Origin of the sequence: Pseudomonas lini, from assembly GCF_964063345.1 — a bacterium.
Lineage (GTDB): Bacteria > Pseudomonadota > Gammaproteobacteria > Pseudomonadales > Pseudomonadaceae > Aquipseudomonas > Aquipseudomonas lini_B.
This window is the reverse complement of the sequence record NZ_OZ061318.1, coordinates 5,861,803-5,887,329: the sequence shown is the minus strand read 5'-3', so window position 1 is coordinate 5,887,329 and position 25,527 is coordinate 5,861,803. Positions and strand designations below refer to the sequence as shown.

23 protein-coding genes are annotated in these 25,527 nt (G+C 57.0%); 11 read left to right on the top strand and 12 right to left on the bottom strand.

The genetic code is table 11. The annotated features are described in order from the left end of the window. The first annotated feature begins 92 nt into the window (after positions 1–92). The 7 genes from AB3226_RS26915 (at position 93) to AB3226_RS26885 (ending at position 5,788) form a co-directional block, all read left to right on the top strand. Positions 93–1,421 (top strand): carbohydrate porin, encoded by a 1,329-nt coding sequence (locus AB3226_RS26915; RefSeq protein ID WP_315866002.1) that lies wholly within the window; start codon positions 93–95, stop codon positions 1,419–1,421. Between the two features lie 323 nt (positions 1,422–1,744). Further along, entirely contained in the window at positions 1,745–1,819 is a 75-nt protein-coding gene (gene pqqA, locus AB3226_RS26910) for a pyrroloquinoline quinone precursor peptide PqqA (RefSeq protein ID WP_020295432.1), read from the top strand. Between the two features lie 72 nt (positions 1,820–1,891). Next, on the top strand, positions 1,892–2,803 hold the full coding sequence (pqqB, locus tag AB3226_RS26905; RefSeq protein WP_304576047.1) for a pyrroloquinoline quinone biosynthesis protein PqqB: 912 nt from the start codon (positions 1,892–1,894) through the stop codon (positions 2,801–2,803). A gap of 11 nt (positions 2,804–2,814) precedes the next feature. Beyond that, positions 2,815–3,567, top strand: coding sequence for a pyrroloquinoline-quinone synthase PqqC (gene pqqC, locus AB3226_RS26900; RefSeq protein ID WP_304576046.1), 753 nt, complete (start codon positions 2,815–2,817; stop codon positions 3,565–3,567). Continuing rightward, the gene (pqqD, locus tag AB3226_RS26895; protein ID WP_018607357.1) at positions 3,564–3,839 is read left to right on the top strand and encodes a pyrroloquinoline quinone biosynthesis peptide chaperone PqqD; all 276 of its coding nucleotides are present in this window, start codon (positions 3,564–3,566) and stop codon (positions 3,837–3,839) included. The genes pqqC and pqqD overlap by 4 nt, the downstream gene beginning before the upstream one ends. Continuing rightward, on the top strand, positions 3,811–4,980 hold the full coding sequence (pqqE, locus tag AB3226_RS26890) for a pyrroloquinoline quinone biosynthesis protein PqqE (RefSeq protein ID WP_304576045.1): 1,170 nt from the start codon (positions 3,811–3,813) through the stop codon (positions 4,978–4,980). Before pqqD ends, pqqE begins: the two co-directional genes overlap by 29 nt. A 412-nt stretch (positions 4,981–5,392) precedes the next feature. Then, a complete protein-coding gene (locus tag AB3226_RS26885) occupies positions 5,393–5,788 on the top strand; it encodes a hypothetical protein (protein ID WP_095058141.1) in 396 nt (131 codons plus the stop codon). A gap of 123 nt (positions 5,789–5,911) precedes the next feature. Here the strand turns inward: AB3226_RS26885 and adeC are convergent, their stop codons facing one another. The 7 genes from adeC to AB3226_RS26850 form a co-directional block, all read right to left on the bottom strand. After that, positions 5,912–7,336, bottom strand: a complete 1,425-nt coding sequence (adeC, locus tag AB3226_RS26880; RefSeq protein WP_367375293.1) for an AdeC/AdeK/OprM family multidrug efflux complex outer membrane factor — start codon at positions 7,334–7,336, stop codon at positions 5,912–5,914. Next, positions 7,333–10,488, bottom strand: a complete 3,156-nt coding sequence (locus tag AB3226_RS26875; RefSeq protein WP_095058139.1) for an efflux RND transporter permease subunit — start codon at positions 10,486–10,488, stop codon at positions 7,333–7,335. The genes adeC and AB3226_RS26875 overlap by 4 nt, the downstream gene beginning before the upstream one ends. Positions 10,489–10,491: 3 nt before the next feature. After that, positions 10,492–11,640 carry an efflux RND transporter periplasmic adaptor subunit gene (locus tag AB3226_RS26870; protein WP_095058182.1) on the bottom strand — a complete coding sequence of 383 codons (1,149 nt, stop codon included), beginning with the start codon at positions 11,638–11,640 and terminating at the stop codon, positions 10,492–10,494. 430 nt (positions 11,641–12,070) lie between these two features. Beyond that, positions 12,071–13,249, bottom strand: a complete 1,179-nt coding sequence (locus tag AB3226_RS26865; RefSeq protein ID WP_095058138.1) for an XdhC family protein — start codon at positions 13,247–13,249, stop codon at positions 12,071–12,073. Between the two features lie 51 nt (positions 13,250–13,300). Next, a complete protein-coding gene (locus tag AB3226_RS26860) occupies positions 13,301–14,206 on the bottom strand; it encodes a LysR family transcriptional regulator (RefSeq protein ID WP_095058137.1) in 906 nt (301 codons plus the stop codon). A 102-nt stretch (positions 14,207–14,308) separates the two neighbouring features. Next, a complete protein-coding gene (locus AB3226_RS26855) occupies positions 14,309–14,662 on the bottom strand; it encodes a cyclophilin-like fold protein (protein WP_079302510.1) in 354 nt (117 codons plus the stop codon). Between the two features lie 160 nt (positions 14,663–14,822). Beyond that, on the bottom strand, positions 14,823–15,710 hold the full coding sequence (locus AB3226_RS26850; protein WP_048392883.1) for a LysR family transcriptional regulator: 888 nt from the start codon (positions 15,708–15,710) through the stop codon (positions 14,823–14,825). Between the two features lie 188 nt (positions 15,711–15,898). On the opposite strand from AB3226_RS26850, the gene AB3226_RS26845 reads away from it, so the two are divergent. Genes AB3226_RS26845 through AB3226_RS26830 form a run of 4 tightly spaced genes read left to right on the top strand, consistent with a single transcriptional unit; the run spans position 15,899 to position 20,011 of the window. Then, positions 15,899–16,789, top strand: coding sequence for an SDR family NAD(P)-dependent oxidoreductase (locus tag AB3226_RS26845; protein ID WP_088500320.1), 891 nt, complete (start codon positions 15,899–15,901; stop codon positions 16,787–16,789). Between the two features lie 22 nt (positions 16,790–16,811). Next, a complete protein-coding gene (locus AB3226_RS26840) occupies positions 16,812–17,975 on the top strand; it encodes an MBL fold metallo-hydrolase (protein ID WP_304576043.1) in 1,164 nt (387 codons plus the stop codon). Between the two features lie 3 nt (positions 17,976–17,978). Then, a complete protein-coding gene (locus AB3226_RS26835; protein WP_304576042.1) occupies positions 17,979–19,298 on the top strand; it encodes an NTP/NDP exchange transporter in 1,320 nt (439 codons plus the stop codon). Then, a complete protein-coding gene (locus tag AB3226_RS26830; RefSeq protein WP_176167048.1) occupies positions 19,295–20,011 on the top strand; it encodes an NADPH-dependent F420 reductase in 717 nt (238 codons plus the stop codon). Before AB3226_RS26835 ends, AB3226_RS26830 begins: the two co-directional genes overlap by 4 nt. 188 nt (positions 20,012–20,199) lie before the next feature. Here AB3226_RS26830 and AB3226_RS26825 read toward each other — a convergent pair whose 3' ends face one another. From AB3226_RS26825 to AB3226_RS26805, 5 genes are read right to left on the bottom strand one after another with little or no spacing between them, the layout of a single operon-like run. Further along, positions 20,200–20,973, bottom strand: a complete 774-nt coding sequence (locus tag AB3226_RS26825; protein ID WP_013692788.1) for an L-iditol 2-dehydrogenase — start codon at positions 20,971–20,973, stop codon at positions 20,200–20,202. 57 nt (positions 20,974–21,030) lie between these two features. Further along, positions 21,031–22,128, bottom strand: a complete 1,098-nt coding sequence (locus AB3226_RS26820) for an ABC transporter ATP-binding protein (protein WP_013692787.1) — start codon at positions 22,126–22,128, stop codon at positions 21,031–21,033. Between the two features lie 57 nt (positions 22,129–22,185). Then, the gene (locus AB3226_RS26815) at positions 22,186–23,019 is read right to left on the bottom strand and encodes a carbohydrate ABC transporter permease (RefSeq protein WP_013692786.1); all 834 of its coding nucleotides are present in this window, start codon (positions 23,017–23,019) and stop codon (positions 22,186–22,188) included. A 10-nt stretch (positions 23,020–23,029) separates the two neighbouring features. Further along, complete coding sequence (locus tag AB3226_RS26810; protein ID WP_013692785.1) at positions 23,030–23,956, bottom strand: carbohydrate ABC transporter permease; 927 nt, start codon at positions 23,954–23,956, stop codon at positions 23,030–23,032. 59 nt (positions 23,957–24,015) lie between these two features. After that, positions 24,016–25,326 carry a sugar ABC transporter substrate-binding protein gene (locus tag AB3226_RS26805; RefSeq protein ID WP_304576041.1) on the bottom strand — a complete coding sequence of 437 codons (1,311 nt, stop codon included), beginning with the start codon at positions 25,324–25,326 and terminating at the stop codon, positions 24,016–24,018. Between the last annotated feature and the right edge of the window lie 201 nt (positions 25,327–25,527).

Below are 25,527 nucleotides of genomic sequence, written 5' to 3'. Positions count from 1 at the left end.
TTGCAGACATTCTTTAATGCTCTTCCGGGCGGAAGATCAACCTGAAGATGTGTTCGATTATCTGACTAATAAAAACAAAAGCAGAGATTATCATGACCACTCATTTGAACTGCAACACGCTTAATACTTCCGTCGCATTGCTGCTGCTTTGCGGAGCGGCCAACAGTCATGCACAAGAAGCCTTCAGTCCTGAGTCCCCTTGGATGTTGGGAGACTGGGGCGGCCTACGCACAGAATTGCTGGAAAAAGGTTATACCTTTAACGTGCTCTACACGGGCGACGCCGCGACGAATCTGGCCGGTGGCTACGACTCGCACACCACGGCGCGGTATACCGACCAACTTGCACTGATGAGCAATTTTGACCTTGAGAAAATACTCGGTTGGGAAGGCGCTGATTTTCAATTCACGATATCGGATCGTAACGGGCGCAATCTCACCAATGATGTCATCACCGATCCTCGGGTAGGCGGCATCAGTCAGGTTCAAGAGGTATACGGGCGCGGCCAGACCTGGCGGCTTACGCAACTCTGGTATCGTCAGAAGTTCTTTGACGGCGGGCTGGATATCAAACTGGGCCGCATGAACTTTGGCGAAGACTTCGGCAGCTTCCCCTGCAAATTCCAGAACCTGGCATTCTGCGGCGCACAGCCGGGTAACTGGGCCGGCGATATCATTTATAACTGGCCAATCACCCAATGGGCGGGCCGCGTAAAGGTCGCGTTGAGCGATGACACTTATGCGCAGATTGGTGCGTACGAGCAGAACCCGTCCTACCTGGAAATAGGTAACGGCTTCAAACTCAGCGGCAGCGGTAATGAGGGTACCTTGGTACCTGTCGAGCTGGTCCATACCACGTCGCTGGGAGCCGGACGGCTGCCAGGGGAATACCGTGTGGGCGCGTATTACAGCAGCCGTGACGCAAATGACGTCAACACAGAAGAAAACGGCATAGCAAAATCCCGCGATAGTAAATACGGCGCATGGATTGCCGGGCAACAACAAGTCTGGAAAGATCCGGACTTCGCCGCTCGCGGGCTGACGGTGTTTGCCTATGCCACCGTGCATGACAAAGCCACCAATATGATCGATCGTTATGCGCAAGTAGGCGCTTACTACACGGCCCCCTTCAAATCTCGCCCGAATGACGAAATCGGCGTCGCCATCGCCAGTCTCCATGTGAATAACCGCTTCACAGATCATCAGCAGCAACTGAATGACCGGGCGGGTGTCAGCGATTATGACGACCCCCGCTACACACCGACACAAAGCTCAGAAACCAACATGGAAATTTACTATGGCTTTGGCGTGACCAAGTGGCTGACCGTGCGCCCCAACCTGCAATTTGTAGGCAATCCTGGCGGAGTCAGCGAGGTCAGGGATGCGTGGGTGGCCGGTTTGAAATTCGAGACCAGCCTGTAAGGGGGTTCTCCCAATGCACTTTATTTTCGTACAAACATGGGAGAGCACGACAATGACATTTTGTGCCCTGCAGAATCGAGTTCAATCGTTCGCGAAGTGCTTCGCTGCCCTGGTTGCTAAATTGTCGAGTCACTCGTTCTCGTACTTGGAGCAGTTTCCTGAAGCCGTCCTGTTATCCGATCGTCCGGCAGCAAAAGACGAGGTATGACAACCGAAACACGGCGTCGTGGGTTGGGCGCGCCTTGGAACGCTGCAAAATGATCCCAACCAAACTCAGAAATATGTACCTGACAAACGTCTCATCACTTGATAGGAGTACTTTCATGTCTTGGTCCAAACCTGCTTACACCGACCTGCGTATTGGTTTTGAAGTCACCATGTACTTCGCAAACCGTTAAGTTTGTACCTGATGGACAGCGCCTCGGCCTGCCGAGGCGTTTTATTTTCGGTTCCAGAATGATGGAGCAACCATGTTCGTCCAGATACTAGGTTCTGCCGCCGGTGGCGGTTTCCCCCAGTGGAACTGCAACTGCGCCAATTGCGCAGGTTTTCGCAACGGTAGCCTGCGGGCCCAGGCGCGTACCCAGTCGTCCATCGCCCTATCCGATGACGGTGTGAACTGGGTGCTGTGCAACGCCTCTCCGGACATTCGCGCCCAGCTCCAGGCGTTTGCCCCGATGCAGCCGGGCCGGGCCCTGCGCGACACCGGCATTGGCGCGATCATCCTGATGGACAGCCAGATCGACCACACCACCGGTCTGCTCGGCCTGCGTGAAGGTTGCCCGCATCAAGTCTGGTGCACCGACATGGTCCATGAAGACCTGAGCACGGGCTTTCCGCTGTTCAACATGCTGACCCACTGGAACGGCGGGTTGAGTTGGAATCGCATTGAACTCGACCAGAGCTTCACCATCGCCGCCTGCCCGAACCTGCGCTTCACCCCACTGCCCCTGCGCAGCGCCGCACCACCCTATTCACCGCATCGCTTCGACCCGCACCCGGGCGACAACATCGGGTTGATCGTCGAAGACCTGCGCACGGGTGGCAAGCTGTTCTATGCCCCGGGGCTGGGCAAGGTCGACGAGTCGTTGTTGGAGATCATGGCCGGCAGCGATTGTCTGCTGGTGGACGGTACGATGTGGGACGACGATGAAATGCAGCGCCGTGGCGTCGGCACCCGAACTGGCCGGGAAATGGGCCACCTGGCCCAGAATGGTCCGGGCGGCATGCTCGAAGTGCTGGAGCATTTGCCGAAGCAGCGCAAGGTGCTGATCCACATTAACAACACCAACCCGATCCTCGATGAAGACTCCTCCGAGCGGGCCGAGTTGGTGCGACGCAATGTCGAAGTCGCTTACGACGGCATGAGCATCGAACTGTAGGAGCGCCCGAAATGACTGATACACCATTGACCACCGCAGAATTTGAAGCAGCCTTGCGCGCCAAGGGCGCCTTCTACCACATCCATCACCCCTATCACGTGGCGATGTATGAAGGCCGTGCCACTCGCGAGCAGATCCAGGGCTGGGTCGCGAACCGTTTCTACTATCAAGTGAACATCCCGCTCAAGGACGCCGCGATCCTGGCCAACTGCCCGGACCGGGAGATCCGCCGCGAGTGGATCCAGCGCCTGCTCGACCATGACGGCGCTCCCGGCGAAGACGGCGGTATCGAAGCCTGGCTGCGGCTGGGCCAGGCGGTGGGCCTGGACCCCGATCAACTGCGCTCCCAGGAGCTGGTGCTGCCCGGTGTGCGTTTCGCCGTGGATGCCTATGTCAACTTCGCCCGCCGGGCCAGTTGGCAGGAAGCCGCCAGCAGCTCGCTGACCGAACTGTTCGCCCCGCAGATCCACCAGTCGCGCCTGGACAGTTGGCCGCAGCACTACCCGTGGATCGACCCGACCGGCTATGAGTACTTCCGCACCCGCCTCGGTCAGGCTCGGCGTGATGTGGAACATGGCCTGGCGATCACCTTGCAGCACTACACCACCCGCGCAGGGCAGGAACGCATGCTGGAGATTCTCCAGTTCAAACTGGACATCCTCTGGAGCATGCTCGACGCCATGAGCATGGCCTATGAATTGAACCGCCCGCCCTACCACAGGGTGACCGGGCAACGGGTGTGGCACAAAGGGATCACCTTATGAGTTTCGACCGCAGCAAAACCCCACGCTGGCGCCCCGGCTATCGCTTCCAGTACGAACCGGCCCAGAAAGGCCACGTGCTGCTCTATCCTGAAGGCATGATCAAGCTGAATGACAGCGCTGCGCTGATCGGTGGCCTGATCGATGGTGAACGGGATGTCGCGGCCATCATCGACGAGTTGGCGAAGCAGTTTCCCGGCGTGCCGGAACTCGGTGACGACATCGAGCAATTCATGGAGGTCGCTCGTGCACAGCACTGGATCGAACTTGCCTGAGCCCTCTGGCCTGCCGCCCAAGCCTGAAGTCGGCCTGCCGCTGTGGCTGCTGGCGGAGCTGACCTATCGCTGCCCACTGCAATGCCCGTACTGCTCCAACCCGCTGGACTTCGCCGAGCAGGGCCAGGAGTTGAGCTCCGAGCAGTGGTTCAAGGTCTTTCGCGAAGCCCGCGAGATGGGCGCCGCGCAGTTGGGTTTTTCCGGCGGCGAGCCGCTGGTGCGCCAGGACCTGGCCGAGTTGATCGGCGAGGCGCGCAAGCTGGGTTTCTATACCAACCTGATCACCTCCGGCATCGGCTTGACCGAGCAGAAAATCAGCGACTTCAAGAAGGCCGGCCTCGACCATATCCAGATCAGTTTCCAGGCCAGCGATGAGCAGGTGAACAACCTCCTGGCCGGTTCGAAGAAAGCCTTCGCGCAAAAACTGGAAATGGCCCGGGCGGTAAAGGCCCACGGTTATCCGATGGTGCTGAACTTCGTGACCCATCGGCACAACATCGACAAGATCGATCGCATCATCGAGCTGTGCATCGCCCTGGAAGCCGACTTCGTCGAGCTCGCCACGTGCCAGTTCTACGGCTGGGCGCAGCTCAACCGCGTCGGCCTGCTGCCCACCCGGGAGCAACTGGTACGCGCCGAGCGTGTCACCAACGAATACCGCGCCAAGCTGGAAGCGCAAGGCAATCCGTGCAAGTTGATCTTTGTCACGCCGGACTACTACGAAGAACGCCCCAAGGGCTGCATGAACGGCTGGGGCAGCATTTTCCTCACCGTCACGCCGGACGGCACGGCATTGCCCTGTCACGGTGCCCGCCAGCTGCCGGTGCAGTTTCCCAATGTGCGCGACCACAGCATGCAGCACATCTGGTACGACTCGTTCGGCTTCAACCGCTTCCGCGGTTATGACTGGATGCCCGAACCGTGCCGCTCCTGCGATGAAAAAGAAAAAGACTTCGGCGGCTGCCGCTGCCAGGCGTTCATGCTCACGGGCGACGCCAGCAACGCCGACCCGGTGTGCAGCAAGTCCGAACATCACGGGGTGATTCTCAAGGCGCGTGAAGACGCCGAGCACGCTACGCAAACCATCGAACAATTGGCCTTTCGCAATGACCGAAACTCGCGCCTCATCGTTAAGGGCTGATCGTCTCAGCGACAGAAATGACTGACTGATCGACGATCGATTCGAACGGTAACGTCCGACGCGCAGAAAATACCACGTGCGACACCTGAGGGATTCAAGTTCTCGGCGTCGCTGATGGCACATCATTGGTGAATAAAGCTCAGCACTGCATCAATAGCTCACAGGCTAATCAATTAAAAAATAGCCTGTAGAATATCCCCATACCGACAACAAAATCATTCCAGATATCGAGTAGGCATCTTAGTCCTTGCCGTCCTCGATCATCTTGCGTCATCTGCAGAAACAATAACGGGCCCACGTTCCCAAGCCAATGCGTTATTAGGCTGAAACAGCTTATTTAAAACCTTACCTATTTAACGGTTCAGAACAAGCTTATAGCTATTCTCGGACCCCCAAAGAATTCAGGACATTTATGAACCTTGCAAAACTAACAGCTTCCATCATTTTAATCACCGGCCTGGCTGGCTGTGCGACTGAACTTCCGACGCTTAAGGATGGCGAATCCATTGTCAACCTTCACGAGCAGATCGGTGATGAAATGCTGGCCAGACGCCTGGATACACAACGCGCAGAGAACCTGACTTATTTCAAAGTATCGCCAGGGGCGCATACGATGGAACTTGGGGTGGTTACCAAGGGCTACCAGGAAAGCCAACACCGCTGTGTTGCCACCCTGTCCTATGACAATTTTTTACCGAATGAACGTTACACCCTGATGGAAAGTAGTGCGGGAAAAGAGGTAAAAATTGAACTTATGGACAGTAAAGGTAATACCTTGGCTAAAACTGACAAGATGCCCTGCTTGTAATTAACCGCCGTGTAAATGACAGCGCGGCGTCACCACTCAGCACGTAATATCATGATAGTGTCATTCACTGCTAATACAAAAACGCCCGGCCTATCGCCGGGCGTTTTTGTATAGTCGTCGTTCTCAGAGTTTTTGCACGCCCCGCTCGTCCCATCCGCCACCCAGTGCACGATACAAGTTCACTTCAGCCTGCAACTGCGCAAGGCGATCGTTGATCAGCCTTTGTTGGTTGCTAAACAGCGAGCGCTGCGCGTCCAAAAAGGTCAGGTTGCTGTCCACGCCGATTCGATAACGACGCTCGGCAAGCCGATAGTAATCCTGGCTGGCGTTGACGAGGTCATTCTGTGCCTGCAACTGGTCGACGTAAGTTTTACGTGCAGTCAACCCATCGGAGACCTCCTGGAAAGCGGCCTGGATAGCTTTCTCGTAGTTGGCCACACCAATGTCTTTCTGAATCTCCGAGTAATTCAGGCTAGCGCGTAACGCGCCTGCGTTGAAAATCGGCAAGCTGATGGTAGGGGTAAACGCCCAACTGCCTGAGCCGCTCTTGAACAACCCATCCAGATTCGCGCTCGAGGTGCCGGCATTTGCCGTAAGGCTGATGCTAGGAAAAAAAGCCGCCCGCGCCGCGCCGATGTTAGCGTTAGCGGCCAAGAGCGTATGCTCGGCGGCGAGGATATCGGGGCGACGGGTGAGTAAATCACTGGGCAGACCAGCCGGTACGTTGGCCAGCAGGTCGCCATCCAAGGACTGTGGCTCCGGCAAATCGGCGGGCAGTCCTGTACCGAGAAGAAGCACCAAAGCATTCTCGTCTTCGGCTACTCGGCGCTGGTAGTTTGCCAGGCTCGCCCGCGCACCTTGCACCGAGGTACGCGCCTGTGCGAGATCAAGCGCCGAAGCCACACCCACCTGATTACTGCGGGTGGTCAGACGTAAGCTCTCCTCGTAGGCGTCCAGCGTGTTCTCGGTGAGCTTGAGCAATTCACGGTCGGCTTGCCAGGTGAGATAGGCATTGGCCACGCTCGAAACGATGCTGATCTGGGTCGAGCGTCGGGCCTGGGCGGTAGACAGATAAGTTTCCAGTGCCTGCTGGCTTAGACTGGCGATGCTACCAAACAGATCCAACTCGTACGAACTGATTCCCAGGTTGACGTCATATTGGCTGGAAATACTGGCCTGACCGGACTGCGCCTGAGCGCTCGGCAGTCGCTGCCGTGTTCCGCTGGCGTTGGCGCCAATCGCCGGAAACAGGTCAGCTCTCTGGATTCGGTACTGCGCCCGGAAAGCCTCAACGTTCAGTGCCGCGACCTTCAGGTCACGATTATTGACCAAGGCGGTCTGGATCAATCGCTGCAATGCCGGATCGTGGAAAAACTCGCGCCACCCCTGCTCCACAGCGGCCTGGTCGGCAGCGTTGGTTGCCTGATAGGCAGGACCCTGCGGATATTGCGCCGCAACTGGAGCCTGCGGTCGCTGATACTCAGGGATCAGTGAGCAACCACTCAGAACAGCGGCGCTGATCGCGAGACCGATTAAAGAGCGAGTCATTGGCCTGCCTCCTCACGCATAGCAGTTTCGTCCTGCTTCTTGCGGCTGCCTTTAAACAAGGTTGAAACGGAAACGAAGAACAGGGGAACCCAAAAAATCGCCAGAACGGTGGCCGTTATCATGCCGCCGATCACCCCCGTGCCGATGGCGTGTTGACTGCCAGAGCCGGCTCCGCTGGAAATGGTCAGAGGTAGCACGCCGAGAATGAATGCCAAGGACGTCATCACGATCGGACGCAGACGCATACGACAAGCCTCGACCGTCGCTTCCAGCAACGGTGTACCTTTTTCATTCAATTCCTTGGCAAACTCGACGATCAGGATCGCATTCTTCGCCGCCAACCCCACCGTCACCAACAGACCCACTTGGAAGAACACGTCGTTGGACAGCCCCCGCAATGCCGTGGCCATTAGCGCGCCGATTACCCCAAGAGGCACGACCAAGATGACCGCAATCGGAATCGACCAGCTTTCATAGAGTGCCGCCAGACATAGAAACACGACGAGAATCGACAGCGCATACAGAGCAGGCGCTTGTGACCCTGAAAGACGCTCTTCATAGGACAACCCGGTAAAAGAGATGCCTACGCCGGGCGGCAGTTGCGCTGCAATTCGCTCGACTTCCGCCATCGCCTGGCCAGAGCTGTAACCCGGGGCGGGAGTCCCAAGAATTTGCTCGGCAGGGACGCCGTTGTAGCGTGACAGTTTTGGTGAGCCGAAGATCCACTCGGCACTCGCAAATGCCGAGAACGGGACCATCTGACCTTGGTTATTACGCACGAACCATTTACTCAGATCCTCTGCGGTGCTGCGCGAGTCAGGTTGACCCTGTACGTAAACCCGTTTAACTCGACCGCGGTCAACGAAATCGTTCACATAACTACTGCCGTATGCCACTGACAGCGTGGTGTTGATATCGGCCAGAGAAATGCCCATCGCCCGCGCGCGCTCGTCGTCGATGGTCAGGTGGTACTGTGGCTCGTCGGCCAAGCCGTTTGGGCGAACGCCAGCGAGGACCGGGCTCTGGGCAGCCAGCTCAAGAAACTTGCCGCGTGCCTCCATGAGTTTTTGATGGCCCACGCTATCTTGGTCCTGCAGGTAGAAATCGAAGCCGGTGGCGTTACCCAACTCCAGTACCGATGGCGGAACCACCGCATATACCAGGGCGTCGCGGTACTTCAGGAACTCTTGCTGGGCACGCTGGGCAATTTTGAACACAGTATTGTCACTGTCTCGTTCATCCCATGGCTTCAGGTTGACGAACGCAATCCCTGAATTCTGCCCGCGGCCCGCAAAGTTGAAGCCGTTAACGGTGAAAACTGTAGCAACGGCTTTACCTTCTCCGTGCTCTTTGTCCAGCAAGTACTGACTCATGCGATCAAGCACTTTTTGCGTGGTCTCAGCCGAGCTGTTGGCCGGCGTCTGCACTTGCGTAAAAATCAAACCCTGGTCTTCATCAGGCAAGAACGAGGTCGGTATCCGGGCGAACATCCAAATCGTGCCGGCGACGATTACCAGGTAAACCATAAAGCCCGGCACCCTATGCCGAATGATCTGGCCTACGCCCTGCTCATATCCGTTGACGCAGGCATCGAACCGTCTGTTGAACCATCCAAAGAAACCGCGCTTGGGCTGACCGTGTTTTGTCGGATCGATTGGCTTGAGCAGCGTCGCGCAAAGCGCCGGGGTGAATACCAAAGCAACAAATACCGAAAGCGCCATGGCCGATACGATAGTGATCGAGAACTGCCGGTAGATCACGCCAGTGGAGCCACCAAAGAAAGCCATGGGCAACAGCACCGCCGAGAGCACCAAGGCAATACCCACCAGCGCTCCCTGGATCTGCCCCATCGATTTACGCGTGGCCTCCCTGGGTGACAGGTGTTCCTCCGCCATCACCCGTTCGACGTTTTCAACCACCACAATCGCATCGTCGACGAGTAATCCGATCGCCAGGATCATCCCGAACATGGTCAAGGTATTGATAGAGAAGCCGGCCGCTGCGAGGACGCCGAACGTACCCAACAACACAACGGGCACTGTCAAAGTCGTAATGATGGTGGCACGCATATTTTGCAAAAACAGCAGCATGACCAGAAAGACCAAAACCACCGCCTCGCCCAGCGTATGCATCACACCGCTGATGGATTCGGTGACCACCGGCGTCGTGTCATACGGGTACACCGCTTCAATCCCGGCCGGGAAGAATGGTTTCAGTCGGTCGACCGTGGCGCGAATCGCCTTGGCGGTATCAAGGGCGTTGGCGCCTGTGGCCAAGCGGATGGCGATACCCGAGGCAGGCTTGCCATTGGCTTGGGCGTTGATGCTGTAGTTTTCACCGCCCAAACTGATATCGGCCACATCACTCAGGCGCACCTGGGAGCCGTCGCTATTGACCTTAAGCAAAATGTCACCAAATTGCTCGGAGGTCTGCAGTCGAGTCTTGCCAATGATAGTTGCGGTAAACACCGTACCTTTGCGCGCCGGAAGACCACCAATCGTGCCCGAAGCCACCTGCACGTTCTGCGCCTCAATCGCCTCGGTCACGTCGACTGGCGTCAACTGGAACTGGTTCAGTTTGGCCGGGTCCAGCCAGACTCGCATGGCGTATTGCGTACCCCAGATCTGAAAATCACCAACACCTGAAGTCCTCGAAATCGGGTCCTGGATGTTTGAGACGATGTAGTTGGATAGATCCTCCTTGGTGTGTTTTCCATCGGTGGAAACCAGGCCAATGAACATCATGAAATTCTGTTGGAATTTTGTGACGCGAAGCCCTTGCTGCTGCACTTCACGCGGCAACAGCGGCGTGGCCAGGTTCAGCTTGTTCTGCACCTGAACCTGGGCAATATCCGGGTTGGTGCCCTGGTTGAAGGTCACGATGATTCGCATGCTGCCATCGGCATTACTCTCCGAAGAGATGTAGCGCAGATTGTCGATGCCGTTCATCTGCTGCTCGATCACTTGCACGACCGTATCTTGCACTGTCTGCGCGGAAGCACCGGGGTAAGAAACCTGAATCGCGACAGCGGGTGGTGCAATGTCAGGGTATTGATTGATCGGCAAATTGAGGATCGACAATGCCCCAACGAGCATGATGATCAGTGCAAGCACCCACGCGAAGATCGGTCTATCAATAAAATACTTCGACATGGTCTACTCCGCCTTAGCGCTGGTGTTTAGCGCCACAGGGGCTCTGTTCGCCTCATCTGTCATCGCTTCCTGAGCGACCACGGAGCTCCCCGGCTTAATGAACTGAAGCCCTTCGACGATGATTTTGTCTCCGGCGCTCAAGCCGCTTTCCACCAGCACATTCGCACCGACGGTGCGGCCAACCTTGAGCTGGCGTTGCTCGACTTTGTTATCGGCGGTAACGACCATGGCGGTCGGGGTGCCCTTGAGATCCCGGGTCACACCAATCTGTGGAGCAAGAATGGCCTGCTCGGCGACCCCCTCCTGCAACCGCGCATGCACAAAAATCCCGGGCAGCAGCAAGTGATCGGGGTTGGGGAACACGGCGCGCAGGGTGACCGAGCCGGTTGCTTCGTCGACCGAGACTTCTGAAAACTCCAGCGAACCCTGCAGCGGGTACTGGCTACCGTCCTGAAGTGTCAGGCTAACTTTCGCAGCCTTATCAGCAGTTTTCTGCAACTGCCCGCTTTCAAGAGCCCGACGCAGTTTGAGCACCTCGCCATAAGGCTGAGTGACATCGACATAAATGGGGTCGAGTTGCTGGATAATCGCAAGGGCGGCTGCTTGGCCATTAGAAACTAGCGCACCTTCGGTCACAGCCGAACGTCCAATTCGCCCGCTGATAGGCGCGAACATTTTGGTATATCTCAGATTGATCTGGGCGCCCTTGACTTGTGCCTCTGCCTGCATCTGCTGAGATCGAGCAGTGTCATACTCCTGCTTGCTCACCGCCTGCTCATCGATCAGTTGCCGATACCGGGTGGTCAGCGAGCGAGATTGCTCCAAACTGGCCTGCGCACTGGCGAGCGTCACCTCGTAAGTTGATGGATCGATCTGATAAAGCTGCTGACCAGCCTTGATATCTGCGCCTTCCTTGAACAAGCGTTTCAGGACGATGCCATCCACCTGCGGCCGAACCTCGGCAAGGCGATAAGCACTGGTACGCCCAGGCAGATCGTTGAACAAGGTCACAGCCTGGGTTTTCAGGGTCACCACACTGACTTGGGGGGCTTGCACCGGCGCAGTAGCAGCCTGCTCGTTGTTGCATCCACTGAGCATCGTGGCAAAAGCAATGGCGGTTACCAAAGCAGGATAGATAGGCTTGAATGGCATAAAGTCCTCGAACACAGCGCTGAAAAATGCGCGCATGAGTTTGCAAACTGCCGCAGCACAGGCTGAAACAGCTGCTGGTGGCAATGGGAGAAAGAGTTCGGCAAGTACGCGCAAGAAGCGCGGTGCGAAGATCAAGCTTATTGACCGGGTTAATAAACCCGATGAGCCAATGCGCTGCGCATTGGATTGTTATGTAGGCATGCTAACAATCGAGGGGCCTGAGGATTAGCCCGACTTTACTGAAATCACCAATGAGTGATATTCAGCAATAAAATGGTTTCAGAATTTTGCAGATTACTCACAACGCTCTATATCCAGCGATTAACGAAGGACAGCATTTCGATTAGTGAGTTTTGATCAGCTTTGGCCTCTAATGCGTGCAGCGCATCGGCGAGGCTCATATCCTGCAGGAGCTTCCAACTCAAGTCTTCTACGACTCTGCCATGGATAATTCACGGGAACATCTGGGTTCAAGCTGACAAGTTTCGTGGATCGTTGACGTCCGCAACTTCAGACTTCCACCCGCTCGCCCATTCAGGACGGCCTGCATCTCCCCAAGCACCGCCATCGCCACACTTTCCGGGGTGTCCCCACCCAAATCCAAACCCATTGGATAGTGCAATCGGTCCAACGCAGGCAGGCTGTTTGTCTGTCGCGTTATTTCATCAAGCAGACGCTCGGTCCGATCACGCGGCCCGAGCTGACCGATGTAACGGGGATTACCTTGTAACGCGCCTTTCAACCAATGCGCATCCTGGCTCAGGCTATGGGACATTACCGCCACACACGCCCCCTCCACGAACTTTCGAAATTCGAAAGGCCCGCCTATATCGGCGCTCAACACCCGATCCGCTTCGGGAAAACGTTCCGGACGGGCGAAATGTGGGCGACTATCAACAACGGTGACATGCCACCCCAGGATTTTTGCGATCCGTACCAACGGCTGCGCATCATGGCCCGCCCCAAAGATCATCAGACGCGGTGGTGGCGCGACGTATTCCAGAAAAACCTCTACCTCCGCATAGCCTTCGGTATAGCGTTGCCGCGTAGATTTTTGCTGGTCCAATGTGAGACGCAGATCAGCGGTAATTCGCTCGTTCAGTGCAGGATGGTAGAGCCCTCCGAGGGGCGCCGCGCCAGATTCCAGGAACACACGGTCTCCAACATCTGCACGGCTATTGCGTGAGCCCGCTATTACCGTTGCGATTGCTACGGGTCTCTGGTTGCTTCTTACTTTGCGTAAAGCATCAAGCACAGCGCATTGCTTTGTAGCTGGTACTCGCTCAAACAACACATACACCTTGCCGTTGCAGCCCAGCCCAAAACCAAGGGACTCTTCACCGCCCTCTTCGTCTGTGGCCTCGGTCGTGCTGTAGCTACGAATCACCGGGCCCGACTCACTCAGCCACCAGGCCTTTCGCACCACATCAGCCTCCAGACAGCCACCACTGATAGTGCCCTCCGGACGTCCATATTGTGAAACGAGCATGCGCGCCCCCGGACGGCGATACGCCGACCCCTCGACCTTCACAACGGTGGCGAGTACAGACTCTCGACCCTCGTTCTGTTCGGCGTGGATGGCATCGAGCAATGCGTTCAAACTGGACATATCAGATCTCTCTCCCAAAGCGAATCCGGCGAAGTCGCTGTCGATCGCCAACTATCCAAGCGGGCGCAACTCTCTGATCAAGTCGATCAGCAAACGTAGCGTGATCGGCACCTGCCGGTAGCTTGAGTAATAGATATGGAAGCCTGGACCGACACTGACCCAATCCTCCAAAACCACTTGTAAAGTTCCTTCCGCTACAAGCGGCGCGACAATGGGTTCAGCACAATAAGTCAGCCCAGCGCCCTGGGTGACCATGGCGAGCATCATCCGCGTCTCATCCAGCACGACATTACCGGACACTGGGATCTCTAATTTTTCACCCTCTTTCTCAAACTCCCAGTTGTACATCCGGCCGTTGCCTAGCCGAAACCTTAAACAACTGTGCTGTTTCAAATCCTCGGGGTGCAGCGGCATGCCACATCGGTCGAGGTAATCGGGGGTTCCTACCACGACCCATCGAACAGGGGGGGAAAGACTTTGGGCAATCATGCCTTCAGGTACGGTAGCGCCATACCTGATCCCAGCGTCGAAGCCTCCTTCAACAATGTCCACCATACTGTTGGTGGTTGAGACTTCCACTTCGATATCGGGATAACGATGAGCAAATGTCGATAAAACGGGTGCCAACAAAAGGAGCGCCGCGTCACTGAAAACATTCAGCCGTATACGACCAGTGGGCTCATCACGGAACTTATTCAACAACTCAATGGCCTGGTCGATTTTGTCGACAGGTTCGCTTATCAATGCCAGCAGCTCCTCACCGGCTGCCGTCAGGGTGACGCTGCGGGTCGTGCGATTGAGCAAACGAACCCCCAATCTCGCCTCCAGCCCCTTGATCGCATGACTCAGCGCAGATGCACTTATCCCTACTTCAACACCCGCACGACTGAAGCTGGAATGGCGGGCGACAGCTAAAAAGTAGATAAAATCGCCAAAGTTGGCACGAGTCAGCTGCATGAGTTCTCTGCCATTGGTGTGAAACGTATGAACGAAAGGGCCTCTCCCGCCCCCTGCGCCACAGACAGTTTTTGCCGGCGTGGTTCTGACTGTTTTGGGGTATCACTCATCGACCAAGGTGATCGTTACTTCAAGGGACCCAGGACGCGCGAGTATTCCCAGGCCGGAATCAATCCTGCCGAGTTTGATAAGGTCGCTCGAATACTTGAACCCTTTATGAAAAATGGCGAGATTTCCCCAAGGCGCATAGAAGGCAATGTCACCCGCCGAAGGCGTGAACCCAGCTGGCGCGCCCTGTGTCGATAATGGCTCGGGCAGTACGCTGATCTTCTCGGTCGAGGCGTAGTCGTCCAGTGTCAGTTTCATCGGCAGCTGTTTAACGAAATCTATGGAGGAATCGTTGTTGTCGAGCGTTGCCGTAACCGGACCGCCTGAAACATCGATGCGTATTTTCATAGTTGCTCCACTTTGCTCCGATGGGCTGCGGGGCACGCCCTACCCCCGACCCGAATTGATCTGACAGCCAAATTGCTTTCCCGCCAGAAGGTATCAGCTGACAGAAAAACTGAAATACCTCGCAGCGATTGAAGTCATGAATGAGATTTATCAATCGTCCTTACACACGCAGTGCATTCATAACCAGCGTGAAGGCCCGCGACGGCTGCCTGCGACTTGGGTAATACAAATGGTACCCCGGGAAGGGAGCACACCAATCTTCCAGCACACGAACCAGGCGGCCATTTTCCAGATGCGGTGCGAATTCTTCTTCAGGAAGATAGGCGATGCCCAGGCCGGCCAAGGCTGCATCCACCATGCTGGGAGAGGTGTTGAAAACGAGCTGGCCATCCACTCGTACGTTTAACGGTTGGCCACGACGCTCAAACTCCCAAACGTATAGCCCCCCTGCTGTTTGCATACGCTGATTGATACAACTGTGCTTTAGCAGGTCCCGTGGATTTTTGGGCGTTGGATGCCTTTCGAAATACATCGGGGAGGCCGCAGCGGCCATGCGCAGTTGAGGACCGATGGGTACCGCAACCATATCCTTGTCGATGGTATCGCCCATACGCACGCCTGCATCGAAACGGTCGGCGACGATGTCTCGAAAACCATAATTGATATCGAACTCTATCTTGATATCCGGATAATCGAGCAAAAGCGGCGTGAGCTTGGGAAGCAAATGTGCTCGAAGAATGTGCTCACCACAGGTGATGCGCACGGTGCCGGCGGGTTTATCGCGCATCTCGGTCAGTTCGTCGAGTTCTGCCTCGATTTCGTCAAAGCGATGACCAATGGCTTTTAGTAAACGCTCGCCCGCTGCCGTAGGCGATACGCTACGGGTGGTTCGTGTAAGCAAGCGAATCTCCAGCCTGGCCTCTAACCCGCTCATTGCCTGGCTGAGGGCAGATTGAGTCACGCCCAGTACGGAAGCTGCCCGCGTGAAGCTGCCTTCACGGGCAATCGTTACGAACGATAAGAGATCATTGAGGTTACGTCTGACCATCGCCCAAGTCTCTCATAAATCATTAATTAGCAGGCCTTATAGCCCCTTTAAGGACTGATTAGCTAGTGGCGTCGAAGGGGGCCGGTTACATTAACAACCTCTTTTTAACCAACCCTTCGTTGTATTCAGCGCGAGCGATCGCCATGGCGCTTGGGACGAGAGGCGCGAAGTGACCCGAGGGGACGTGCATGGATCGTAGAGACTTTCTCATCAGAGGCGCCGGACTGGGTTCGGCGTTGATCGCAGGCTCACTTCTGGAAGCAACGGCATCCTGGGCAGAGGCCCCAACCAATTCCCGAAGGGAGGCTCCCGCGTCCAACGCACAACGGGACAACAATGCAAGCGGCAAAGCCCGCGTATTCATTACCGGCTCGGCCGATGGACTGGGCCATGCCACCGCCAAAACCCTGCTTGCCCAAGGCCACGAGGTTGTCGTGCATGTGCGCTCCCCTGCCCGGTTGTCTGCCGTGCAAGAACTGGTGGACCAGGGCGCCATCGCGACAGTCGGCGACTTGGGCGATCTTGAACAGGTTCGCGACCTTGCCCGTCAGGTCAATGCCATCGGCGCGATGGATGCCATTGTTCACAACGCTGGCATCCTCAGCGGGGCGCAACTGCTAGTCGTCAACGTCGTCGCCCCCTATATGCTCACGGCCCTGATTCAGCGCCCCAAGCGTCTGATCTACCTGAGCAGCAGCATGCATAGGGGCGGACGAGCCAGCCTGACGGGATTGGACTGGTCGGGCAGCACCCCCACAGGCAGCTATTCGGACAGCAAACTCTTTGTAACCGCACTCGCAGCAGCCGTTGCGCGGTTGTACCCCGACGTCCTCAGTAATGCGGTCGATCCGGGCTGGGTCCCAACGAAGATGGGAGGTCCCAACGCACCTGACGACCTGCGCCTGGGACACCTGACCCAGGAATGGCTTGCCACCAGCAATGACCCTGAGGCACTCACCAGCGGCGGCTATTGGCACCATCAGCGACGCGAACAGCCGCATTCCGCGGTCCAAGACTCCCGATTCCAAGACTTGCTGCTGGCTGAACTCACGCGCGCCAGCGGCACGAACCTGTCGTGACCACCTCCACGGTAACTACTGCATGAAATTATTCTGGGGTCGTCTTCTCATGGCCGTTGTCGGTATCGCTCTGCTAGGCATCGTTGGCGCCTTCGCCTATTTACAGCAGCCGGTCTTCGGCGACCTGCCCAGCGGCGAGCGGCTGACGCGCATCGAACATTCGCCCAATCATGCCGACGGAGTGTTCCGCAACCAGATCGACACGCCCATGAAGACCACGGACCAATCCGAGATATCGATGTGGATGCAGACCCTTTTCGGGCAAGAGGGACAGCCTCGACCGCCAAGCCCGATTCCCGCCGTCAAGACCGACCTCAAAGCACTCGACCCTACACAGGATATAGTCGTTTGGCTGGGCCATTCCTCCTACTTCGTGCAACTGGGCGGACAACGCATCCTGATCGATCCGGTGTTCAGCACTTACGCCGCGCCGATCCCCGGAGTGAACAAGGCATTCGAGGGCACCAGCCTCTACACGGCCGATGACATACCCGAGATCGACGCTTTGTTGATCAGCCACGATCATTACGATCACTTGGACTATCCAACCGTTCAGGCGCTTCAGACCAAAGTCAGAAAGGTTATCGTGGGGTTGGGTGTAGGCGCGCATTTCGAGCGCTGGGGCTACGACATTGGAGTCGTACGCGAAGCCGACTGGAACGAAGTCATCGCGCTGACACCGAACGTCAGAGTCCACGTCACCACAGCTCGACACTACTCTGGACGCACCTTTACCCGCGATCAGTCGCTGTGGGTCGGCTTTGCACTTGTGTCTCCTGAGCAGCGGTTGTTTTTCAGTGGCGACTCGGGTTATGGCCCGCACTTTGCCGAGATCGGCCAGCGGCTGGGTCCGTTCGACTATGTCGCCATTGATGCAGGTCAGTACGATCCGCGCTGGGCGAATGTCCACATGAATCCGGAACAGGCCGCGCAGGCAGCCAAGGACCTGCACGCCCGAGTGCTGATGCAGACGCATGTGGGCCGCTTCTCCATCGCCCCTCACGATTGGGATGATCCGTTCAAGCGCATGCAAGTCGCCAGTCAGGGGCAAACCTTCGCGCTGTGGACGCCCGAAATCGGCCGCACGGTCTACCTTGACGGCCGTGCGCAGTCGTTCACGGCATGGTGGGAAGACGACGCAGCGAAGACTCCGCCTCAGGTCGCAACTGGAGCCAGGAAGGAGTAAGTCGTGCAGTCTCCCGTCTCGCTGTTGTGGCTACGTCAGGCAAACGTGCGCCCCGAAGAAGCACCCGCAGTCCTGTGGTCGATGCTCTACGTCATCGCGCTATTTCTGGCGTATTACCTGTTGCGACCGATCCGCGACGAGCTCGGTGTGGCCGGCGGGGTCCAGAACTTGCCCTGGTTATTCACTGGTACGTTGTTGGCGATGCTGGTAGCCAGCCCGTTGTTCGCGCTGGCCGTGCGCAAACTGCCACGTAAGCAGTTCATCGTCGTGGCCTATCGTTTCTTCGCTGCCAACCTGATGTTGTTTGCACTGCTGCTGCATCTCACCGATCCACAGTGGCAGGTGTGGCTGGGACGTGCCTTTTTCATCTGGGTCTCGGTGTTCAACCTGTTCGTCGTCTCGGTGTTCTGGTCGTTCATGGTGGATATCTTCGACAGCGAGCAGGGCAAACGGCTGTTCGGGCTACTCGCGGCAGGAGCAACGATTGGCGGCCTCTTGGGCTCGGCTATCACTTCCAGCCTGATCCAACAGTTGGACCGCTCCTGGCTGATGGTGATTGCCATCCTGTTTCTGGAAGTGGCGGTACTTGCATCACGCCGTTTATCTCGCCTTGCTCCGATGCTCAGCCACACCACGCCCAAGGAAAACCCTGACCGACCCTTGGGTGGCGGCATCTTTACCGGCATGGTCCACACGCTGCGCTCGCCCTACTTGGTCGGGTTGGCACTATTCATTCTGCTGTACTCGGTTACATCGACTTTCTTGTATTTTCAGCAGGCCAGCATCGCCGAGACCTCGTTCCCTGATCGTGCGGCCCGCACGGCGTTCTTTGCCAATATCGACTTGATCGTCAATGCGATCACACTGGTATTCCAGCTGTTCATCACCGGCAGGATGATCGCCACCGCGGGCATCGTGGCAACGCTGTGTGTCCTGCCGCTGGTCAGCCTGTTCGGCTTCGCTGCCTTGGCCGCCAGCCCTAGCGTCGCAGTCATCGTGGCCGCGCAGGTCGCCCGCCGGGTAGCGAACTTCGCACTGGCCAGACCCGCCAGGGAAATCCTGTTTACCTCCAGCACACGTGAAGATCGCTACAAAGCCAAGAACTTCATCGACACGGTCGTTTATCGTGGCGGTGACCAAATCGCCAGCTGGGGATACGCAAGCCTGATGGGCCTTGGCCTGACCCTGGCGCAGATTCCCATGATCTCGGTCCCCCTCTCAGCTATCTGGCTGGGCTTGAGTGTCTGGTTGGGACGAACCCACCTGAAGCAGGAACAGCGCGATTCTACGGTCTCACCATCATTGATTGAGGACAGGACATGAAGTCTACCCGCCGCTCCATAGTGAAATCCCTTGGCGTATTGGCCGCTCTGCCTTGGCTCATCCCCGCGAGTCGCGCCTTTGCGGTCGCGCCAACCCGCATCGGCGTGATCGGTAGCGGATCGCTGGGCGGCACGGTAGGTCGGCTGTGGGTCGAGGCTGGACATGAGGTCATGTTCTCTTCCCGCCATCCAGAGCAATTGCAAGACATGGTTGAGGCGTTAGGGCCACGCGCTTCGGTCGGCCTGCCGATGGCGGCAGCGGAATTCGGCACCGTGCTTCTGTTGGCTATTCCGTTTGAAGCGCTACCCCAGGTCGGGCGAGACCTGCACAGTGCCTACCGCGGCAAGATCGTTCTGGACTCCACCAATCCTTGGGGCACAAGCAGCAGCGATGTATACCGCGAAGCGCACAACCTGGGCGTTGCTGAAACCGTCGCGAAGTACATGATCGGCGCGCGACTGGTGCGCGCATTCAGTGCCGTCGATGCCACCGTGGTGGCAATGTCTGCCTCACGAGCGGGCGGGCGCATTGGCATGCCCGTCGCAGGAGATGACGCCGAGGCCTTGCGGGTCGCCGCCGACCTGGTACGCGATGCTGGTTGCGACCCAGTCGTCGTGGGCAACCTGGCTGCCTCCGCCTCGTTCCAGCCGGGCAGGCCGGGTTTCCGCGCCCATCTGACCGCACCGGAACTGCGCCGCCTCCTCGGCCTGTAGTGCAGAGTTCTGGTGGCCGCGTAGATAAGCAAGAAACCTTGCTGCTAGCTCCCACCTCAACAATCGGCCGGTGGATCAAACTGCCAGGCTCTCATGAGTCGGGCAGCGTGATCGCGAGGAAGCTGAATCTAACCGCCGGGTGATCGGAAAATGTGCCGCTCTCCTGTCACCCGCCCCCCCTCCTGCACTCAGCTCATCCAGTTCCCGCCATCAACGTTGTACGTTTGTGCAACGATGTAATCGCTCTCCGAGCCCGCCAGGAAAATTGCCATTCCTACCAGATCCTCTGCTGTCCCCATTCTTCCATACGGAACCTCAAGGCCGACGAGCCGCTTCTTCTCACCCAGGGGTCGGTTCTCGTGTTTGGCAAAGAGCGCGTCGACACCGTCCCAGTGTTCGCCATCGACAACCCCCGGGGCAATCGCATTGACATTGATTTTGTGCTTGATGAGGTTAAGGCCAGCAGACTGTGTAAGGCTGATGACGGCCGCCTTGGTGGCGCAGTAGACGCCTACCAACGCCTCACCGCGGCGACCCGCCTGGCTGGCCATGTTGATGATCTTACCGCCATGCCCCTGACTGATCATCTGCTTCGCCGCTGCCTGAAGCGTGAACAGCGTCCCGCTGACATTGATTGCAAAAAGCTTGTCGTAGCTTTCCCGAGTGATCTCGGTGATCGGTGCAAGATCGAACAACGCCGCATTGTTCACAAGGATGTCCAGCTTTCCTGCGTGGGCAACGACCTCCGCGATCGCTGCATCAATGGACGCCTGGCGGGTAACGTCCATCTCCACCGCGTAAGCTTGCGGCCCAAGCTCGGAGGCCGTCGCTTGAGCTCTTTCCAAATTGATGTCGGCGATAGCGACCGTAGCGCCTTCACCGATATAGGCCTGGGCAAACGAGCGTCCAATACCGCGCGCGGAACCAGTGATCAAAGCGCTTTTACCTTCGAGACGTTTCATTGAATCTACCTTTGTGGTTCGTGGCGCGCTTCATCGAAAGAGCGCGCGTGATGGAAGTCAGGCCGCGCGTGATGCCGCAGGGCTTACCGAAAGACCGCTCTCATCAAATAGATGGCAATGAGCGACATCGAGGGTGAGATAACGCCGGGCGGCGTACGGCACTTCGCAATCCCCCTGGACACGTACCGTCAGGCTTTCTCCTGAATCGACATTCACGTGGCAGAAGGTATCGCTGCCCAGGCGCTCGGTGACATCCGTCGTGACCGGCACTTGGCCTTCAGCGCCCAGGGTCAAATGCTCCGGCCGTATCCCGATCGTCACGGATTGCCCAACCGACAACGCACTGCTGTCGCGTGGAATGAGCAAAGTGGTTCCAGAGGCGAATCTAACCTCCACCCCCGATGCATGCACGGCATGCACAGTCGCCTGCAAGAATCCCATTTTTGGTGTCCCAAGGAAGCCGGCAACGAACAGGTTGGCAGGGTGATGGTAGAGCTCGAGCGGCGAACCAATCTGCTCGATCCGCCCAGCGTTAAGCACAACGACCTTGGTGGCGAGCGTCATGGCTTCGACCTGGTCATGGGTCACGTAGATCATGGTCGCCTGCAGCTCCTTATGCAGTCGGGACAGCTCCAAGCGCGTCTGTACACGCAGCGCAGCATCAAGGTTCGACAGTGGCTCATCGAAAAGGAAAATTTTCGGGTTTCGGACAATCGCACGCCCAATAGCGACTCGTTGGCGCTGACCACCTGACAACTGCTTAGGCTTGCGGTCGAGCAGAGAACCAAGTTCGAGAATCCTTGCGGCCTCGGCGACCTTCCTTTCCACATCCGGCTTCTTCTCACCGGCCAGATCCAAGGCAAATGACAAATTCTTGCGTACCGTCATGTGCGGATACAGAGCATAGGTCTGGAATACCATGGCCAGGTCTCGTTTGGCAGGAGTCACCTCAGTGATGTCTCGGCCGTCGAGCTCGATCGTGCCGCTCGTGACGTCTTCCAAACCTGCAATCAGGCGCAACAGGGTCGACTTGCCACACCCCGACGGCCCTACGAACACCACAAATTCCTTGTCCTTAACCTCGAGATCGATGCCCTTGATGATGGACAGTCCCTCGAAACCTTTCTTGAGATTTTCTATTTTCAAAGTGGCCATGCGTAAAGTCCTGTATGAAATTGGAGCCTTCGCGAAATCATTGAATGCTCGACGTCGTCATTTGACGGCGCCAAAGGACAGCCCACGAACCAATTGCTTCTGACTGATCCAGCCGAAGATCAAGATAGGTGCGCAGGCCAATGTGGAAACCGCGGAAAGCTTCGCCCAGAACAGACCCTCAGGGCTCGAGTAGGAAGCGATCAGCGCGGTCAGAGGTGCGGCGCTGGAGCTCGTCAGGTTGAGCGACCAGAAGGCCTCGTTCCAGCACAGGATCATCGACAGCAGCATGGTCGACGCCAGCCCACCCTTGCTGATGGGCAGCAGCACGCGCAGCATCTCCTGCCCCAGGGTCGCGCCGTCCAGCCTGGCCGCCTCCAGAATCTCCCGGGGGATGTCTTTGAAGTACGTGTAAATCATCCATACCACGATGGGCAGGTTGATCAGGGTGTAGATCACGATCAGCGCGATCCGGGTGTCCAGCAACCCCGCCCCCTTCGCCAGAAGGTAGATAGGCATGAGCACCCCAACTGGAGGAAGCATCTTGGTCGATAGCATCCAAAGCAGCGTCTGCTTAGTGCGCTTGGTCTCATAGAACGCCATCGAGTAGGCCGCCGGCACCGCGATCAGCATGCACAACGCTGTAGCGGAGAAGGAAATCAGCACCGAGTTCCACGCGAAGTGGAAGTAGTCACTGCGCTCCTGGATGTGCAAGTAATTCTCCAGCGTAGGCATGAAGATGAACTGTGGCGGCGTAGCGAAGGCGTCGATCTCGGTCTTGAAACTGGTAAGCACCATCCAAAAGATCGGAAAGAACAACAGCAAAGCGGTGACCCAGGCCAAGGTGCCGAGCAGTACGCTTTGCAGAGACCGGGATTGTTTAAGCGTCATCATGGCGTTGTCCTCAGGCTTTGTCGGTCAGGTTCTTGCCAATCATGCGCACCAGCACAATCGCCGCGATGTTGGCGATCACCACCGCAATCAGACCACCGGCCGAGGCCATGCCCACATCGAACTGCACCAGTGCCTGGTTGTAGATCAGATAGGCGAGGTTGGTCGAAGCGAACCCAGGTCCGCCATTTGTCGTGGTGAAGATTTCTGCAAATACCGACAGCAGGAAAATCGTCTCGATCATCACCACCACCGCGATGGGCCTGGCCAAATGTGGCAGGGTCAAATGCCAGAAGATGGCCAGGGCACCCGCCCCATCCAATCGAGCGGCCTCTTTCTGCTCTTGATCGAGCGACTGCATGGCTGTCATCAGCAACAAGATCGCAAAAGGCAGCCACTGCCAGGAAACGATGACGATGATCGAGAAGAGTGGGTAATGAGCTAGCCAATCGACGGGCTGTGCCCCGAAGAACTTCCATACCGCCGCGAGGATCCCGGAGACAGGGTGGAAGATCAGGTTCTTGAAGATCAGCGAACCCACGGTCGGCATGATAAAAAACGGCGAAATGAGCAGCACCCTGACTATGCCGCGTCCAAAGAACTCGCTTGCCTCAAGCAAGGCTGCAATCAAGACACCAAAAATCACGCTGATCAGCAGCACGCTGCCCACCAATATCAACGTGTTAAGCGCTCCGGGAAGAAAACCCGAATCTGTCACGAAATAGGCAAAGTTCTCCAGGCCAACGAACTCGTTTTCCCCTGGATTGAGCAGGTTGTACCGGATCACCGAAAAATAAACGGTCATGGCCAGCGGCACGATCATCCAGAGCAACAAAAGTGCAACCGATGGCGACACCAGAAACCATCCTGGATTGATCAAACGGCGTGCGCGTGATGGCGCCGAGGCCGCAAGCTGGGCTCGAATAATGGACGTGTTCATGATTATTTACCTGTGCGGCTGTGACCGCCGGCGCTAAGCCGGCGGAGGTAAGGGGCTATTTATTTTTTGGGATAGCCCGCACGCTTCATCTCGCGCTCGGTTGTGGACTGGGCAGAAGCCAGCGCTTGCTCAACCGACATTTGTCCTGTCAACGCTGCGGAGAAAAGCTTGCCTACCGATGTACCGATCGACTGAAACTCGGGGATCACCACGTATTGAATGCCCACGTACGGAACAGGTTTGGCTGAAGGCTGCGACGGGTCAGCGTGCTTCATCATTTGCAACGTTACCTGAGCAAACGGCGCGGCCTTGAGGTAAGCGTCACTGTAGGTCGAGATGCGTGTACCGGGTGGCACGTTCGTGATGCCATCCTTATCGGTAACTAGCTGGATGTACTCTTTGGAGGTGGCCCAGGTGACGAACGATTTGGCGGCCTCTTTGTGCTTGGAGGTGGCAGGAATTGCCAATGACCAGGCGTACAACCACGAGGACCCCTTGTCGGTAACCTCAATAGGCGCAGGAGCGAAACCTACGCTGTCCACCACCCGGCTCTGCTCCTTATCGGTGGTGAAAGATCCAGCCACGCTTGCATCAACCCAAATCGCGCATTTTCCACTGTTGAAAAGGGCCAGTGTTTCGTTGAACCCGTTACTGGATACTCCGGGAGGGCCATATTTCTTCAGGGTATCAACATAAAACGTCGCTGCTGCCTTCCACTCAGGACCATTGAGTTCAGGCTGCCATTTCTCATCGAACCAGCGCGCCCCGAAGGCGTTGGCCATCGTGGTAAGCAAGGCCATGTTTTCGCCCCAGCCAGCTTTGCCACGCAAGCACATGCCATATTGATCCTTCGAAGGATCATTGAGCTTGGCAGCGAACTCGCCCAGTTGCGACCAGGTCGGCTGCCCCGGCATCGTCAGCCCTGCAGCCTTGAACAGGTCGGTGCGGTAGTACGTGATGGTGCTTTCGCCGTAGAACGGCAGTGCGTAGAGCGTATCGTTAACAGAAAGGCCCTGACGCACGGCAGGAAAGATATCGTCGACGTCGTAGCCGGCCGGGAGGTCCTTCATCGGCTCTAGCCAGTTCTTGGCACCCCACATCGGGGTCTCGTAGGTGCCAATCGTCAACACGTCGAACTGACCACCTTGAGTGGCAATGTCAGTGGTCAGACGCTGACGCAGAACGTTCTCTTCGAGCACGACCCAGTTCAGTTTGATGTCGGGATGCTGCTGCTCGAAGATCTTGGATAGCCGTTGCATTCGGATCATGTCACCGTTGTTGACCGTCGCGATGGTCAGCGTCTCAGCGGCATGGCTGGCAAGGGCGAATGACAGACCAGTAGAAAGAATTAGCGCATTCGTAATCTTCATGGGGCTCTCCACTCCAAGCCAGATGACCGGAGCTATTATTGTTGTTGTTCACCACTTGTGAGCAAAACAAGACCGCATTGCAGTGGTGGGCGAATTGATTAGATCACCTACCCGCCCCGCCCTCAAACGAATCGCGGACGCCGAACTGATACTTTTTTGATCGCGATAACCGGCAGCCACAAGGGTTAAAAAAGTATCAAC

Coding starts and splice junctions, on each gene's coding strand:
- AB3226_RS26915 (WP_315866002.1), top strand. CDS start 93: ATGACCACTCATTTGAACTGCAACACGCTTAATACTTCCGTCGCATTG.
- pqqB (WP_304576047.1), top strand. CDS start 1,892: ATGTTCGTCCAGATACTAGGTTCTGCCGCCGGTGGCGGTTTCCCCCAG.
- pqqC (WP_304576046.1), top strand. CDS start 2,815: ATGACTGATACACCATTGACCACCGCAGAATTTGAAGCAGCCTTGCGC.
- pqqD (WP_018607357.1), top strand. CDS start 3,564: ATGAGTTTCGACCGCAGCAAAACCCCACGCTGGCGCCCCGGCTATCGC.
- AB3226_RS26885 (WP_095058141.1), top strand. CDS start 5,393: ATGAACCTTGCAAAACTAACAGCTTCCATCATTTTAATCACCGGCCTG.
- adeC (WP_367375293.1), bottom strand. CDS start 7,336: ATGACTCGCTCTTTAATCGGTCTCGCGATCAGCGCCGCTGTTCTGAGT.
- AB3226_RS26875 (WP_095058139.1), bottom strand. CDS start 10,488: ATGTCGAAGTATTTTATTGATAGACCGATCTTCGCGTGGGTGCTTGCA.
- AB3226_RS26870 (WP_095058182.1), bottom strand. CDS start 11,640: ATGCCATTCAAGCCTATCTATCCTGCTTTGGTAACCGCCATTGCTTTT.
- AB3226_RS26865 (WP_095058138.1), bottom strand. CDS start 13,249: ATGTCCAGTTTGAACGCATTGCTCGATGCCATCCACGCCGAACAGAAC.
- AB3226_RS26860 (WP_095058137.1), bottom strand. CDS start 14,206: ATGCAGCTGACTCGTGCCAACTTTGGCGATTTTATCTACTTTTTAGCT.
- AB3226_RS26855 (WP_079302510.1), bottom strand. CDS start 14,662: ATGAAAATACGCATCGATGTTTCAGGCGGTCCGGTTACGGCAACGCTC.
- AB3226_RS26850 (WP_048392883.1), bottom strand. CDS start 15,710: ATGGTCAGACGTAACCTCAATGATCTCTTATCGTTCGTAACGATTGCC.
- AB3226_RS26845 (WP_088500320.1), top strand. CDS start 15,899: ATGGATCGTAGAGACTTTCTCATCAGAGGCGCCGGACTGGGTTCGGCG.
- AB3226_RS26840 (WP_304576043.1), top strand. CDS start 16,812: ATGAAATTATTCTGGGGTCGTCTTCTCATGGCCGTTGTCGGTATCGCT.
- AB3226_RS26830 (WP_176167048.1), top strand. CDS start 19,295: ATGAAGTCTACCCGCCGCTCCATAGTGAAATCCCTTGGCGTATTGGCC.
- AB3226_RS26825 (WP_013692788.1), bottom strand. CDS start 20,973: ATGAAACGTCTCGAAGGTAAAAGCGCTTTGATCACTGGTTCCGCGCGC.
- AB3226_RS26820 (WP_013692787.1), bottom strand. CDS start 22,128: ATGGCCACTTTGAAAATAGAAAATCTCAAGAAAGGTTTCGAGGGACTG.
- AB3226_RS26815 (WP_013692786.1), bottom strand. CDS start 23,019: ATGATGACGCTTAAACAATCCCGGTCTCTGCAAAGCGTACTGCTCGGC.
- AB3226_RS26810 (WP_013692785.1), bottom strand. CDS start 23,956: ATGAACACGTCCATTATTCGAGCCCAGCTTGCGGCCTCGGCGCCATCA.
- AB3226_RS26805 (WP_304576041.1), bottom strand. CDS start 25,326: ATGAAGATTACGAATGCGCTAATTCTTTCTACTGGTCTGTCATTCGCC.